Source organism: Wolbachia endosymbiont (group B) of Villa cingulata (assembly GCF_964028285.1).
Taxonomy (GTDB): Bacteria; Pseudomonadota; Alphaproteobacteria; order Rickettsiales; family Anaplasmataceae; genus Wolbachia.
The window spans coordinates 1,234,375-1,249,635 of sequence record NZ_OZ034766.1; the positions used below are offsets into that span (position 1 = coordinate 1,234,375).

Annotated in this window: 16 protein-coding genes; 8 read left to right on the top strand and 8 right to left on the bottom strand. The window is 34.5% G+C overall.

The annotated features are described in order from the left end of the window. Nucleotides 1-2: 2 nt before the first annotated feature. The 3 genes from hflC (at nucleotide 3) to ABWU52_RS06375 (ending at nucleotide 3,572) form a co-directional block, all read left to right on the top strand. Nucleotides 3-875, top strand: a complete 873-nt coding sequence (gene hflC, locus ABWU52_RS06365; RefSeq protein WP_353276666.1) for a protease modulator HflC — start codon at nucleotides 3-5, stop codon at nucleotides 873-875. 3 nt (nucleotides 876-878) lie between these two features. After that, nucleotides 879-2,342 carry a DegQ family serine endoprotease gene (locus ABWU52_RS06370; protein ID WP_353276668.1) on the top strand — a complete coding sequence of 488 codons (1,464 nt, stop codon included), beginning with the start codon at nucleotides 879-881 and terminating at the stop codon, nucleotides 2,340-2,342. Nucleotides 2,343-2,714: 372 nt separating this feature from the next. Next, the gene (locus ABWU52_RS06375) at nucleotides 2,715-3,572 is read left to right on the top strand and encodes a hypothetical protein (protein WP_353276670.1); all 858 of its coding nucleotides are present in this window, start codon (nucleotides 2,715-2,717) and stop codon (nucleotides 3,570-3,572) included. A gap of 107 nt (nucleotides 3,573-3,679) precedes the next feature. Here ABWU52_RS06375 and ABWU52_RS06380 read toward each other — a convergent pair whose 3' ends face one another. Then, entirely contained in the window at nucleotides 3,680-4,558 is an 879-nt protein-coding gene (locus tag ABWU52_RS06380; protein ID WP_353277659.1) for an IS3 family transposase, read from the bottom strand. Next, nucleotides 4,534-4,833, bottom strand: a complete 300-nt coding sequence (locus tag ABWU52_RS06385) for a transposase (RefSeq protein ID WP_064085359.1) — start codon at nucleotides 4,831-4,833, stop codon at nucleotides 4,534-4,536. The genes ABWU52_RS06380 and ABWU52_RS06385 overlap by 25 nt, the downstream gene beginning before the upstream one ends. A 487-nt stretch (nucleotides 4,834-5,320) precedes the next feature. On the opposite strand from ABWU52_RS06385, the gene ABWU52_RS06390 reads away from it, so the two are divergent. Both ABWU52_RS06390 and ABWU52_RS06395 read left to right on the top strand, forming a co-directional pair. Then, entirely contained in the window at nucleotides 5,321-5,461 is a 141-nt protein-coding gene (locus ABWU52_RS06390) for a hypothetical protein (protein ID WP_019078704.1), read from the top strand. A 52-nt stretch (nucleotides 5,462-5,513) separates the two neighbouring features. After that, entirely contained in the window at nucleotides 5,514-5,699 is a 186-nt protein-coding gene (locus tag ABWU52_RS06395; protein ID WP_353276672.1) for a hypothetical protein, read from the top strand. Between the two features lie 19 nt (nucleotides 5,700-5,718). On the opposite strand, the gene ABWU52_RS06400 is transcribed toward ABWU52_RS06395, so the two are convergent. Continuing rightward, entirely contained in the window at nucleotides 5,719-6,756 is a 1,038-nt protein-coding gene (locus tag ABWU52_RS06400) for an IS5 family transposase (protein ID WP_353276237.1), read from the bottom strand. 13 nt (nucleotides 6,757-6,769) lie between these two features. On the opposite strand from ABWU52_RS06400, the gene ltrA reads away from it, so the two are divergent. Continuing rightward, nucleotides 6,770-7,858: a group II intron reverse transcriptase/maturase gene (gene ltrA, locus ABWU52_RS06405; protein ID WP_353276674.1), complete on the top strand. Its 1,089-nt coding sequence runs from the start codon at nucleotides 6,770-6,772 to the stop codon at nucleotides 7,856-7,858. Nucleotides 7,859-8,047: 189 nt separating this feature from the next. Here ltrA and ABWU52_RS06410 read toward each other — a convergent pair whose 3' ends face one another. The 3 genes from ABWU52_RS06410 to ruvA form a co-directional block, all read right to left on the bottom strand. Next, entirely contained in the window at nucleotides 8,048-9,274 is a 1,227-nt protein-coding gene (locus ABWU52_RS06410; protein WP_353276675.1) for a hypothetical protein, read from the bottom strand. A 257-nt stretch (nucleotides 9,275-9,531) separates the two neighbouring features. Further along, nucleotides 9,532-10,521 (bottom strand): Holliday junction branch migration DNA helicase RuvB, encoded by a 990-nt coding sequence (gene ruvB / locus ABWU52_RS06415; RefSeq protein ID WP_353276677.1) that lies wholly within the window; start codon nucleotides 10,519-10,521, stop codon nucleotides 9,532-9,534. Further along, entirely contained in the window at nucleotides 10,518-11,090 is a 573-nt protein-coding gene (gene ruvA / locus ABWU52_RS06420; RefSeq protein ID WP_211907593.1) for a Holliday junction branch migration protein RuvA, read from the bottom strand. Before ruvA ends, ruvB begins: the two co-directional genes overlap by 4 nt. Nucleotides 11,091-11,381: 291 nt before the next feature. Here ruvA and ABWU52_RS06425 point away from each other — a divergent pair, with 291 nt between their 5' ends. Both ABWU52_RS06425 and ABWU52_RS06430 read left to right on the top strand, forming a co-directional pair. After that, entirely contained in the window at nucleotides 11,382-11,906 is a 525-nt protein-coding gene (locus ABWU52_RS06425; protein ID WP_353276679.1) for a c-type cytochrome, read from the top strand. Between the two features lies 1 nt (nucleotide 11,907). Further along, nucleotides 11,908-12,663, top strand: a complete 756-nt coding sequence (locus tag ABWU52_RS06430) for an alpha/beta hydrolase (RefSeq protein ID WP_250120012.1) — start codon at nucleotides 11,908-11,910, stop codon at nucleotides 12,661-12,663. Nucleotides 12,664-12,705: 42 nt separating this feature from the next. Here ABWU52_RS06430 and ABWU52_RS06435 read toward each other — a convergent pair whose 3' ends face one another. Beyond that, nucleotides 12,706-14,619 (bottom strand): ATP-dependent helicase, encoded by a 1,914-nt coding sequence (locus tag ABWU52_RS06435; protein WP_353276680.1) that lies wholly within the window; start codon nucleotides 14,617-14,619, stop codon nucleotides 12,706-12,708. Nucleotides 14,620-14,732: 113 nt separating this feature from the next. Beyond that, entirely contained in the window at nucleotides 14,733-15,149 is a 417-nt protein-coding gene (locus tag ABWU52_RS06440; RefSeq protein ID WP_353276681.1) for a hypothetical protein, read from the bottom strand. Nucleotides 15,150-15,261 lie beyond the last annotated feature (112 nt).

A 15,261-nucleotide genomic window follows, 5' to 3' on the forward strand; every position in this document is an offset into this window, starting at 1 on the left:
TCATGAGTAGTAATATTAAAATTGTTTTTGCTTTTGTATTTGTTGCGTTATTGATTGCATTATCTAATTCAATCTTCGTTGTTCAAGAAACAAAACAAGCAATAGTTATACAACTCGGTAAAGTCGTAAAAGATGTTAGGGACAGTGGTTTATATTTTAAATTGCCATTTATAAATAACGTAGAATTTCTTGATAAGAGAATTTTAGATTTAAGTCCTGATAAAACTCCAAGGGAAGTGATAACTGCAGATCAAAAGCGTATTATAGTAGATGCTTATGCAAAATATAAAATAATAGATCCTATTATTTTTTATCAAACTGTGAAAAATGAATCAGGGCTAGTTAGAAGATTATATCCTGTCATAGAAGCTCACATAAGGGAGAATATAGGAAGATTTTCATTAATTAGTTTGTTGAATGAAAAGAGATCAGAAGTTATGCAATTAATTCAACGTGGAGTTTATTCTGAAGCTGGAAAATTTGGCATAGAAATAATAGATGTAAGAATTAAGAGAGCAGATCTACCAGAAGAAAATAGTTCTGCAATATTCCGCCGCATGCAAACTGAAAGGGAAAAGGAAGCAAAAGAAATTAGAGCAGAAGGAGAACAAGCTGGACAAGAAATTAGATCAAAAGCTGATAAATTAAAAAGGGGAATTGTCTCTAGTGCAGTAAAAGAATCACATGAAATAAGAGGCCGTGGTTATGCTGAAGCAACTAGAATCTATAATGAGGCATTCAAGGTTGATGAAGAGTTTTTTAACTTTTATCGCTCTATGAAAGCTTACAGTAAATCATTTGCTGAGGGTAATACTAAATTTGTGCTTTCACCAAATAATAATTTCTTAGATATTTTGAACAAGGGATGGAAATAGTTTATGAAAAGTAAAGCATTTATTTTATCTATATTTGCATATTTTTTAATTTCATTTTCTTCATATGCTAATCTGTTTGCAAAAACAGTTGCAGATCCTGTATGTAGTTGTAATAAAGGGCTTGCTGATATAGTGGAAGAACTTATTCCCGCAGTTGTAAATATTTCAAGTGAGCAAATAGTTAAGCAAGAAAATAACAGTAGAACTAAAATTCCCTTTACGCCAAGAAATAATTTCTTTGATGACTTTAGAGAATTTTTCGAGCATTTTGATCAATTTTTTGATAGAGCTCCTAGCATTAATAGAGAAGTGACGTTACTTGGGTCTGGATTTATTATAGATAAAAGTGGAACCATAGTAACCAACTATCACGTTATTAAAAATGCCCAAGATATTACAGTTACTATGAATGATAATACTTATTTCAAAGCAGAAGTTTTAGGCTATGATGCAAAAACTGATCTTGCTGTGCTTAAGATTAATTCTGATAAAGATCTTCCTTTTGTTGAATTTGGTAATTCTGATAAAGCAAGAGTTGGTGATACAGTTATTGCAATAGGCAACCCTTTTGGTTTGGGTGGCTCTGTAAGTACAGGAATTGTGTCTGCAAGATCTAGAGACATTAGTATTGGTACTATGAATGAATTTATTCAAACTGATGCTGCAATTAATAGAGGTAACTCAGGGGGACCACTATTTCATCTAAATGGAAAAGTTATAGGTATTAATACTGCTATTTATTCCCCATCTGAGTCTGGCGGTAACGTGGGTATAGGCTTTGCTATACCATCTAATCTAGCTATTTCAATTATTGACACATTAAAAAGTGGTAAAAAAATAAAACATGGTTGGCTTGGCGTGCAAGTTCAGCCTATAACAAAAGAATTTGCTGAATCCTTGGGTTTAAAAGATATCAAAGGTGCATTAGTTGCAAGCTTAGTAAAGGGCAGTCCTGCAGAGAAAGGAGGAATCAAAGTAGGTGATATACTATTAGAGTTTGACGGCAAAAAAATTGATAGAATGACGCAATTACCTCATATGGTTTCACGAACTGAGCCCGGAAAGAAAGTACAGGTTAAGTTACTTAGAAAAGGTAAAGAAGTCAATATCAAGGTTGCAATCGAGGAATCTACAAATGATGATTCAGGTAATAATCAAGAAGAAAATAAATCAACATCTAGTTATATAAGTGGTTTAACCGTTTCAAATTTGCCAAAAGAACTAAAAAATAATGCACCCACAAAGGGTGTAGTAGTTACTAGTGTAGATAGTAGTAGTAATTCTACACTACGTGTTATTAAGAGAGGTGATATAATTATCCAACTAGATGGAATCGATATTGAAAATACTAATGATTTTCAAAAACAAATTGATTCAGCAGTAAAAAAAGACGGCAAAGATTCAGTAATGCTGCTTATTTACCGCAACGGCAATCAATTTTTCACCTCAATCAAATTGAAGAAGTAGCCATTTATCTAGCTGGTAATGAAAAAACTGCTTGACAAATTTAACTAGCTTCTTTATCCTGAGGGTAAGGGTATTTCTGTAGATTAATAAAATTTATCCCTATACTGAAAACGTCTCCAACGGGATTATGGAAGAACTAGATTTCAGTATCAAGGACTGGAACGATATCATCTATAAGATGAAAGAGCTGTAGTGGTAAGAAACTGGGTAATACAAAGCCTTTTTATAATCAGTTTAAAAAGGATAAGTTTCTTTCACAAATTAATTTATAACTAAATTAGTATAAAGCGTAATCATATTTACTTATCATCATTATTAATCAATAATTAATACCCATAAATTAATTATATCTAATCGCAAAGGGAGGTGGAGATGCGTTTTAAGCTAGAAAAAGAAGATATTCCACAAAAGGATTGTAATAATAGAATTGGTCGTAGGGTACCTGCACAAATAAGATTAAATCACAAAACAACATTTAGCCTGCCTAGTGTATCTTACATTATCATCGATACCAATTTTGATCTGAGTTTTCAAATTTGGGATTCGAAGCATGACGTGGTAAGTATACTAAACGACTTATATCAAGGGCTACAATTAAAGCTAGAAAGGGTAGGAAATGATTACAAATTCGCTTTAGTTACTACTTCTGATAAACCTTATTATTATTACTATGATGGCAAAGCTACTATCATAGCTACTATTGATCTTATACCCCGGAATTACACATATGGTTTCTATGTTAACGCATATAATCCCGAAAGATGTAGTATTTATAATGCACGGCTAGAAAATAGGAAGGTTTTAATAGATCCAAAAGACATAATTAGTAGCAAAAATGTCAGTTTTATTTTGGAAGATCTTAAAAGTTCACCTGATAAAAGACTCAAAATAGAAATAGGAGACTATTTGTTTAAAGAATCAAGATATATATACAAATTATATAGGAGCGCTCAGGTATATAATTTAACTGGTGGAAAAGTTGGCATATTGAATGATATCCTTTCAGCATTTACTCGTATAAGCAATACATTCGAGTTATTCCCTTTTCATGAAATGGAGAGCTTGAAAGCACAAGATACCTATTTCGCAGTAAAAAAGTTAGGCAATAGTTATGTTGGTTGCATATCGTATGAAAATAGCACATGCAAAAATTTTTATAATTTTAACCCTAATTCTTTTGGGTATGAGCACGACAATAGACCAGGTCCATATCCTTATTTTATAACTTAGAAAATTTTGATAACTTTTTGGAGGTTGATGTGAATATTCAAGAACATATAAATTTAGAAACAGTGACCTTACCCAGAAAAAGTAGACAGAAAGTTAAGACGTTTTTGCTATGAGAATGATGAATCAAAAAGCTCAGGAATGCAATAGTTAATAGTAGAATGTCTACGCTGTTTATTATAAAAAATTTCTATATATTCAAATATTGCGGTTTTAGCTTGTTGTGCAGAGTGTTGTGAAGTATCAATGAGTAACTCTCTCTTAAGTGAACTAAAAAAGCTCTCTGAAACAGCATTATCATAACAACAACCTTTGTGACTCATACTAGAAGTAATATTTTTTGTACTTAGTAAAAATTGATAATTTTTAGAGGTGTATTGCGATCCTTGATCGCTATGAAATAGTAGATTTTTAGCAGATTTGCGCCTACCAATAGCCATGAATAACGCATCTATAACTAATTGCCTATTTACTGCATTACTCATTGACCAGCCAATCACCATGCGTGAATATAAATCTATTATTGCTGCCAAATATAACCATCCTTCATTAGTTTTTATGTACGTAATATCAGTTACCCATATCTTGTTAGGTTGATCAGCGATGAAATTCTGATTTAATATGTTAGGAGTTATAACTCTATTGTCTATTTGTGGTTTTTTACTTTTAAACTTTCGTCTAAGCTTAGCTTGAATGCCATTTTTCTGCATAACATTTTGCACTGTTTTGATGTTATAATTTTTACCTAAAGCCTTTAATTCAGCGTGAATTTTAGGAGCTCCGTATCTGCATTGTGATGCTCGATATACCTTCTGAATATCTTGTATGAGCTCTTCTCTTATTGATTTTTTGTTGTTTTTTTCCTTAGTAATCCATTTATAATAACCACAAGCAGATACGTTCAAAAATCTGCATGATTCCCGTATTTTATAGCATTTTTTATGTTCTTTTATAAAAGAATATTTTACTCTTTTTGGTTTGCAAAATATCCCAGGGCTTTTTTTAAAATGTCTCTTTCCCTCGTTACTCTTGCCAGCTCTTTCTTTAAATCAAACTTTTCTTTGTCACAATGAGCTACTTTCCCTTTTCCTGGAAACGCATCTACTCCAGACATTCTATCATTGTATGTTTTTACCCATCTGCTTAATGAATCACCGCTAATACCCAAATCTCTTGCTATTTTTGCTGATGATTGACCTGTTTCTTTTACTAGTCTTATAGCTTCAATTTTGAATTCTGCTGTATATTCTTTTCTTTTTGTCATACCACACCTCTTTGAAAAAACGTTTTATTTTACTTCAAAAACGTCTTAACTTTCTGTCTACTTTTTCTGGGTAAGGTCACTATTTATGCACTATAGTTTTGATGTATGGATGAGGAGAGAATATCCAAGTATAAAGTGGGCAAGATATGCTGATGATGGTGCGCCGTAGAAACACGGAAAGTGTTGAAGCTGTGCAGTAGATGAGGGAGGGCCCCTCGGAGCCGGTTTGCAAGAGCAGGCTTCAAACAGCCATAAGCTGCTTTGGTAAAGAGCTAAGGTAGTGAGCGTTATGGAAAAGGCACAATTATGTGTCATGTATGAAATAGAGAGACGAACGCAAGTGAACCACTGATGAAGTGTCGAAAGCGTAGAGACGACGTCAAAACCAGGGGGTAGTCGTTAACCTGGGATGAATCTACTGGGAGCTTGTTTACTGGGTAGGTGGCGTCCGGCATAAAAGTGGCGTGAATCTATTTTAGGCTATTGCATGGAACTACGGGAACCTGTCGTTTCGATGAAAAGGGAGAAGTCCAAAGAGCTGATCTCTGAGGATGAGAGTACCGATGCGAAAAACAGGGGCGGATTAGCTCGTAGTAGCGAAGAAGTTTCTGTAATGGAAATGGAGTGAAGGGGCTAAGTTATTTAGTTTTAATTATTTATCAACCGAAAGGGAGGAGTTAATGAATGAAACAAAGTCTTTTGATATACCGAAGCAACTTATTTGGAGAGCTTATAAACAAGTATCGAAAAATAAAGGTGCAGCAGGTGTAGATGAGGTCTCGATAACAAAGTTTGAAGAAAATCTAAAGGATAATCTATACAAATTATGGAATCGGATGGGCTTTGTTGCATCACTCTTCGGATAGTAGGTAACGTGGAATAAATTCATGAAGCTATCTCAAATTTAGCCATGCCTATATCAGTAAATTTGTTAAGCAAATAACACTTGAGTAGCAGTTCTCTCTCACGATTAACCTCAGATTTGTTTCTAAAACTAAACCCAAATGTTTGCTTCAGTCGCGAGAAAAAACTTTCTATATAAGATCTCTTCCCATAATTTATCTCTTTTTTCCACCTCTTCATACCATCTTCATCATATGACTTTATGAGCTTGATTGTAGAATTTCTCTCATCCATATAATCCAACTTTGGATGCTCTACTGCATTATTTTGCGGAGGAATCCTTGTCTTTATGTCAAGCTCATCGCACAGTTTGTATAACTTCTTTCGATTATATGCCCTGTCTGCATATAGTGTGCTTATATTATATTTAACATCAATCCTTGCAATAAGATCACATGCTCCATAGTGGTCAGAATAAACTCCGCCACTGTATTTTGCTGCTATAACTTTTTTGCTACCTATCTCTAGCATTACATGCAGTTTTCTTGTTTGCTCATAGCGGCGATACTTTCTATCTGTACCATTTGCCTTGCTATGACCTGGAATATTATTGTAGATGCTTATTCCAGTACTATCTATGGCAATCTCAATATCTTCTGTATTATTTTTATCATGTCTTCGATCATTAATTTTGATGTTAAGTTTTTTAAGCCTTCTTGAGGCCTGGGAATAGCTAATAACTTGCAAGTTTTTCCTTACTTGCTCAAGGTACCCTGCTATAAATCCCGCTGTTTGTCTCAGACCTATTCTAAATAAACAAGTTATTATGTGAACCAGAATCACGACCTTATCGCTATAAATATAGTTGCCACCAGCCATTTTTGGACCTTTTTCGTACCAATTTTCTATGGCATCATTGACGTAATAAAAAATATTTCCCCTCTCTTGGAGAAATTTGTTATATTCATGGCAGTTACTGACTCTCATTTTTTGTGGCATATTTTTCTTTAGTAGGTTAAATGCTTGTCTTATAGTGAATTTTGTCAGTAACTGCCAGTTCTTTTTATTTGACCTATGCAACAAAGCCAATCGGATGTCATCCGGAAGTTATTTTCCAGAGCCGGTAAAAGCTGTTGCGATACCAAAAGATACAGGAGGGCAAAGAATTTTATGTGTGCCTTCAGTATTCGACAGGATAGCGCAAACAGCAGCTACAATGTATCTTGAGCCGTTAGTAGAACCGAAATTTCACGAAGATTCATATGGTTATAGACCAAATAAGTCTGCGCTGGATGCGGTATACACAGCACGGAAGAGATGTTGGAAAAATGATTGGACGGTAGATCTTGATATATCTGGGTTTTTCGACAATCTGGACCACGATTTAGCACTGCAGGCTATCAAGAAACACACAGACTGCAAATGGGTCATACTGTATGTTGAGAGGTGGATGAAAGCCCCCATTCAGCAAGCAGATGGCAGTAGGGTAACAAGGGATAAAGGAGTTCCGCAAGGAGGTTCAATAAGCCCAATCATTTCAAGCATATTTATGCACCATGCGTTTGATATGTGGATGAAACAAAATTATCCAACAGTACCATTTGAAAGATATGTAGATGATGCGATAGTGCACTGCAGAACTAAAAGACAGGCAGGATTTATGAAAGTAATGATTGAAGAAAGATTGGCTAAGTGTAAATTGAAGTTACATCCTGAAAAGACACAGATTGTGTACAGTAAGGATGATGATAGAAAAGAACAATTTCCTAAACAAAGCTTTGATTTTCTAGGTTATACTTTTAGACCTAGAGTAGCAAAGAATAAGATGAGGAATTATTTCATCTCATTTCTACCTGCAATTAGTAACAAAGCCAAGAAGAAGATCAAGAAAACCATAAAGTCATGGAGAATACATCGGATTACATGGACCACACTAGAGGAAATATCGAAGAAAATAGATCCAATAGTCAGAGGCTGGTTTCAGTACTATGGCAGGTTTTATAAATCAGAGATGTATCCATCTCTCAGGAATATAGAGAGATACCTCATAAGATGGGTCAGGACAAAATATAAGAAACTTCGTGATCACGGAAGACTAGCAAAGCAATTTTTAGGAAAAGTGAGAAAGAGGTCTCCAAGTATTTTCTATCATTGGACACTTGGGTTAGGATCAAAAGGCTAAATAATGGGAGCTGTATAAGCCGAGAGGTTTCCGTGCAGTTCTGCGAGAGACTGGTGGGGAAGTTCCGCCGGTCTACTCTCCTCAAAGGGCTACTTGAATGACACTCTTTTAAAATTGGCATGACAAAAAGATGAGCAGCACACACTAAAAAAAAGCACTCCAAAATCACACGCAAATTAAAGAAAACCTTTACACACCTCTCTCTTTGCTAACTGAAGAAGCGTGGTTTTCAACTCTTACACCATCAGTTAATCCTCCTGGCAGTTCCACAGCAGCATTAGCAGCTTTTTGCTGACTATTGGCAGAAGATTCTGCTCTCTTGCGTTTCCTCCCCTGAGCATTCATCTCTGTGTTGTTTCTTCTAACTCTCCTGTGTTCCTTTTGCTGTGGAGCGGGTGGACAGACAGCTAATTTTGGTTTTTCATTTTTCTCTTCTTTTGCTTCTTTCTTTTCTTTATTCATTTTTTCCAGTTTTTGTACTTCACTATTTTTGTGACTTATAACAGGTTTAGGTAGAGTGTCTACTAATTTTTCTACAGGCTTTGGTAAAAGAGCACGTTCTTGCTTGTCTAGAACAATTGGCATTGGAACTTGAGATGAAAAATTAAATAGGGAAATTGGTATGATTTCATTCACTTTTGTTTCTATTTCTTGACGAACTTCTTTTGATTCTGTTTTTTCTGCTTTTTTGTCTCTTTTTTCCTCAGTTACATCTTGCTCTACTACTGCTGCTAAATCAACTGCAAAAATTTCTGCAAACATTGCAATGACTGAGCCCACGAGAAAAGTTTGAAGCTTCAATTTTAAATTTTGCAACGCTTGCAAACGTTCGAGTATTGCTATTTCCTCTTCCGGAGATAACCCACCACTGAGTAATTTCTCCTGCAATTCTTTTATCTCTTTGTCTAGCCTTTTATCCCAACTTAAATCTAAATCTTTTTTGAAGATCTTTTTAACTAATTCCTTAAGCTTATCACGCAAAAACTTAATTATCGAAAGAAGCAGATTTTTCTCTTTCTTCTCCTTGAGCATTTTGTAGACTTTCGGATCTACATTTACTTCAAAAAGATTAAAGAGGGATTCAAAGAAACTTGCGAATACCCCTTGATTATTATCAGTAAAGTAATCCTCATTATCTTGTATCTGTAGCTCTACTTGAGATAATGTTTCATCAATGCAACTCGCAGCCTGACGCTCAAGCTCTATTCTCTTGAGCTCAGCTTTCCTAGCAAGCTCCTCCATGAATCCTTTTAATTCATTGAGCTTCTGCTCTGCAGAGAGATCTTGCTCCCTGATTCGATTAATGAAGATTGAGCTACCGTCCTCTTCGTTGTTATTGATTAAAAAATTTTCCATTGCTTTTTCTCCATTAATTGAATTACTATTTCTATAATTGTTGAGAAAGCTTTTTACCATTTTATCTTAAGTCTATAAAACACAATAATTCAATCTTACAATATGAAGTATTTAATAAGTATTAATCTTAAAAAATATCAATAACTTATTGATATTTTTACATTTATACTATATATAGGTTAGCATATATTACGTAATTTTTCAAGAACATATGAAGACTTTCTTATTTGCCTCTAAAACACCTGCAAATCATATAATAAAAGAATATTATAATGTTTAGTGTAATACTATACAATGTTATAAAATATAGTATAATACTAGCATACCACTGAATTAATGCTGAGATATTCCTTTGCTTGATCAGTTAAAACACGTCCTCTTGGTGTGCGCTTTACGAAACTGACCTTGATTAAATAAGGTTCTACTGTTTCTTCAATATTGCCAACATCTTCAGATAGTGCAATAGATATGGTGTCAATTCCAACAGGTCCTGAGGTGTTAAACAAAAATCTCAGATAATCCATATCTAATTTATTTAGTCCCATTTTATCTATACCCAATTTTGATAGTGCAGAACCGGCAATTTCACAGGTAATTTTTTTATCATCTTTTACTTCAACAAAATCTCTTATTCTTCTGAGTAATCTCAAAGCAATTCTTGGAGTACCACGGGCGCGGCAGGCAATTTCCTGCACAGCATCCTTTTCGATTTCAGCACAAAGAACTCTTGCACCTCTTTTTATAATATCAACCAGTTCCTCAAAAGAATAAAACTCAAGATGCAGGGGAATACCAAAACGATCCCTCAGCGGTGCAGAAAGCAGTCCAAGCCGTGTTGTTGCCCCAATCAGTGTAAATGGTGGTAAATCTATTCTTAAAGTTCTGGTAGATGGGCCCTCACCTACTAGTATATCTAGGCAAAAATCTTCCATAGCAGTATATAAAACTTCCTCAATGCTACGATTTAATCTATGGATCTCATCGATAAATAGAACATCTTTTGCATTTAAAGTAGTGAGCACTGCAGCTAAGTCCCCAGCTTTACTAAGCAATGGACCAGAAGTTGCACGAAAGCTAACCCTTAATTCCTTAGAGACAATTTGTGCTAAAGTTGTTTTACCAAGCCCTGGAGGACCATAGAGCAATACGTGATCCAAAGCTTCAGCTCTCGTCTGTGCAGCATTTATAAACACTTTTAAATTTTGTATTAAGTCTTTTTGCCCGATAAAATCATCAAGTTGCTCAGGCCTGATATTTAAATTACGTACATCTTCAGAGTATTCCTTACTACATGATATTGACTTCATATTGTTTTAAGCGCCATACGAATAATATCTTTAGTGTCCAAGTTTGGTGATTCATCTTCTATTTTTTTTATTGTATCATAAGCTTTTGTTCTTTCATATCCAAGATTGATCAAAGCTGAAAGAGCATCTTCACTAATTGAGTGAAAATGATTGTTATTTGTCTCTAATTTACTTACTTTGCCATTCAGCTCAGTAATAATTCGATTTATGAGTTTCAGGCCAAGTCCACTCACCTTAAGTGCTAGTTTATCCTCATTTATAATTGCCAAAAACAGTTGCTCTGGAGTTAATTTGCTCAAAATTGACATTGCGGTTTTATAGCTGACACCGCTCACTTTAACTAATAAACGCAGACACTGCTGTTCTTCTTTACTTATAAAGCCATATAGCTGAGTAACGTTTTCTCTGCTATTTGCATAAGTGTCGATAAGTAATTTTACTCTACTTCCAATCGAACAAGCACTTAAAGTTTTGGCTGAAAGATATACTATGTAGCCAACATCATTCACATTCAGGATTATGTGATCGCTACACACCTCATCAACTATTCCTCTTAGATTTCCTATCATTTCTAGTACTTTATAAAATTCAGTTTAAATGCTCCTGAATCTTAGGTCAAGCAAACGAACATTATAGAAGTGGTTCCAGTTTCAATCATTGTAGACAGGTTTGCAGGAAATCTATTTGAATATATTATTCCGGACCAGTATGTGACTGGACCACGGAGTTACTCAGCAGCAGAATTGCGGTCTATTAACTAAGTAATAGAAATTTCTATCTTTGGTATAATAAAGGTAATTGTTTGCTGTTTGCGAAAATATTTGCATAATTTAAGTAACATTACTTGATAAGAATTAACTATGGAGCTTAATAAGATTGCAGCATCGATTTTACTTTCTGGATTAATAATTATGATAGTTAGTAATGTAGTTGATATGCTCTATAACCCAGAGGATTATAAAATTGAACACCAAACAATAGTAGCAGCCAGCAATGAGCCTCAACAAAAGATTGAACAAGTGGCACTTGATATTGGAGAGCTCATGCAAAATGCTAGCTTTGAAAAGGGGAAGTCAGCAGCAAAAAAATGTATAGCTTGCCACAGTTTTGAGAAAGGTGGAATGAATAAAGTGGGGCCAAACTTATGGAACGTAGTTGGAAATAAAAAGGCCCATCTTAGCAGCTCATTCAATTACTCAAAAGCACTACTTGAAAAAGGTGGGAAATGGGAATATGAGGAGTTATTTGCTTTTTTAAAAAATCCAAAAGCCTACATAAAAGGTACACGTATGGCATTTGCAGGTATTTCTAATCCACAAGAGATTGCAGATCTAGTCAGCTATTTGCGTTCGATGAGCGATAGTCCGGTTGCCTTGCCAAAGTAGTATGAATTATTGTAAATTACTCGATGGAAGTAATGGCCATATAGCATATCGAAAGCTACAAGGAAAGAAGGCTTCTATAGTTTTTCTTAGTGGTTTTGCATCCAATATGGATGGAACTAAAGCAACTGCCGTTTACAAATTTTGCCAAGAAAATGATATAGCACTTGTGCTCTTTGATTATTTTGGCCATGGTAATTCAAGTGGTGATTTTGCTGATTATACAATAAGTGATTGGCAAAAAAATTGTGCTAAAGTGATAAGTGAATTAACTAGCAATAAACAAATAATTATAGGTTCAAGTATGGGAGGATGGCTGATGCTGCTCACTGCTCTTCAATTTCCAGAAAAAATTGCAGCATTAATCGGCATATCATCTGCTCCTGACTTCACTGAAGATTTAATATTCAAGCAATTGTCAGACAAGCAAAAAGAAGAGCTAAGCTCTAAAGGTGTAATAGATTTTACTTCGGAGCATTGTGCATACAAAATAACTAAAAATCTGATCGAAGACGGTAGAAAGAATCTTCTTTTAAATAAAAAAACAATAGATGTAAACTGTCCTGTGCGCTTGCTGCATAGCATTAATGATCAAGATGTTCCTTATCAAGTTTCATTAAATTTAGCTAAAAAAATCAAATCAACAGACGTTGAAGTACACTTAATAAAATCAGCAAAACACAACATGTCTGATAATTATTCACTGAAAATTTTATTTAAGACCATCAGAGAATTTTTGTCAGGAGAAATATATAATTGAAGTAATTTAGATGTGTTTGTCGCAAGAACTGCAGTTATAGCTTCAACAGTAGGCGCTATTCTTGATCACCTCAACATTTTCTCTTGGCAGTTCTTTAATAAATCGAGAAGTGCGCATTGGTTGCCACTGATTATTAATTTCCCTCCTATCTGCACATGAAATGACTAACCTTTCTTTGGCTCTGGTTATGCCAACATATGCAAGTCTTCTCTCTTCTTCCAAAGCTTTACCACTTTTATCTTCAAAAGATCTTTGATGAGGAAATAATCCTTCTTCCCAACCAGGTAAAAACACGCACGGGAATTCAAGCCCTTTAGCCGCATGAAGAGTCATAACATATACATTGTCATCGCTATTCATATTATCCACTTCCATCACCAAACTAATGTACTCCAAGAAGGTTATAGCGCTGTCAAAATTCTTCAAAGATGCAATGAGCTCTTTAACATTTTCTATTCGCGCTAAATCCATCACTCCTTCATTCTCAAGCATTTCCATATATCCTGATTGATTTGCTACGATTTTAACGAATTCATGCAGCGGTTTTACGCTCACTATTTCTTCCCAAGCTTTAATTTTATTTAAAAAATCATTTAGTGAGAGTTTTATTCTTTCGGTTACTTGATCACTATTAACTAATATTTTTGCTGCCTCAAAAAAAGAAATTTTGTTATCCTGAGCAGTCATGTATATTTTCTTTAGAGTTGTAGCTCCTATGCTTCTTTTTGGCCGATTTACGATCCTTTCAAAAGCGAGGTCATCATTATTATTTGTAACAAGCCTTAAATATGCAATTATATCCCTTACTTCTTGACGTTCGTAGAATTTTACGCCACTTACAATCTTGTAGGGAATTGAATATTTTATAAAATACTCTTCGAGAACTCTAGTTTGAAAAGTAGCCCTGACGAGCACTGCAATATCACTAAATCTGTATTTATTGAGTTTTAATATCTGTTCGCTTATGAACCTTGCTTCAGCCTTTCCGTCCCACAATTTGATTAGATTTACCTTTTCGCCTTCAATGTTTGTTGTCCACAATTTTTTTTCTAAGCGAGTCTTATTGTGATTGATCACATATGATGCAGTTGCAATTATGTGGGATGTTGACCTGTAGTTACACTCCAGTTTAACGGTTTTTGCATTTTTAAAATCATCGGAAAATTTCAAAATATTTTCAACTTCTGCACCACGCCAACTGTATATCGACTGGTCATCATCTCCTACACAGCAAATATTTGAATGCTCTTTTGCAAGGTATTTTAGCCAAAGATATTGTATTGCATTTGTATCTTGATACTCATCTACCATGACATACTTAAACTTGTTTTGGTAGTAGGACAGAACCTCGGTCTTTTTATTAAAAAGTTGTATGTTATATAACAATAAGTCACCAAAATCGACAGAGTTAAGGAATTTTAACCTTTCCTGATACTGGTAATAGACTTTGAGTGCAGTTACGTAAACTGGCCTAAATGATTGAACATCTTCCACTTCAGACGGCAATAAACACTTCTCTTTCCACTGCTGGATGATATTCATAATGGTCTTACATTTTTCTGATAGGTAATCAGGGCTTATTTCATTAATAATATTTTTTATTACCTGTAATTGATCATCCACACCAATGATTGTGAAATTGGAATTTAAGCCCAGAATTTCAGCATGATAACGTAAAATTTTTGCTGCAATTGCATGGAAAGTGCCAAGCCATGGTATGTTTGTGCCTGTTAGCTCAAGTACCCTTGATACCATCTCATTTGCTGCTTTATTTGTAAATGTAACTGCTAATATTTCATCAGAGTAAGCGTGACCGTTCCTAATTATGTGCGCTATTCTTGAAGTGATCGTTCTTGTTTTTCCGGTTCCGGCTCCTGCCAGTATCAAAACTGGCCCATTTATGTTAGTTACAGCTAATTGCTGTTCTGGATTTAACAGTGAGAGATAATCGTTCATTGAAGCTCTATAGATTATAACTTCATAAAGTTAAACCTATGATCCAAATATTGTAAAGGTCTTATTGAACATAACATTCAACTCATTCAAGTACTAGATATTTAAGCGTAGATCTATCTTGTTGGGGTAGCTTCAAGTGTATGCTGAGTAACAACAACTTGATTTGAGATATTGGCATCAAAACTTCTGCTTGTTTGATGAATAGGTGGAGTTTGAAATGTCTTAGACTTACGATTCAGTTCCTTCATCTTTATTTCCTCAGCTTTAATAGGAAGTTTTTCTGAAACATAGAAGTTATGCATTTCAGGTCGTTCAGTGAAATTCTCATATATTTCTTTCAACCAAGCTCCAATATCATATATAAAACCATATGCTTTTTCTTTAAATTCTCTCCATGATCTGCCTAAACTGGCTAGTGTATTATTGAAGTAAATTGTCAAATAATCTCTTGTGGTATATTGATAACTCTCTCTATTTAATTTTTCACTTTGCTTATCACAAGTTTTGAAGTAACCAAATATGTTATACATTTTGAGCTATGACTAACTATTAACATGCATATATTATACATTAATAAATTAAAATTGTCAAGAGTGTTTGTGTGACTGAGAAAATGCTCTATTTAAAATGGAGCTGAAGCTT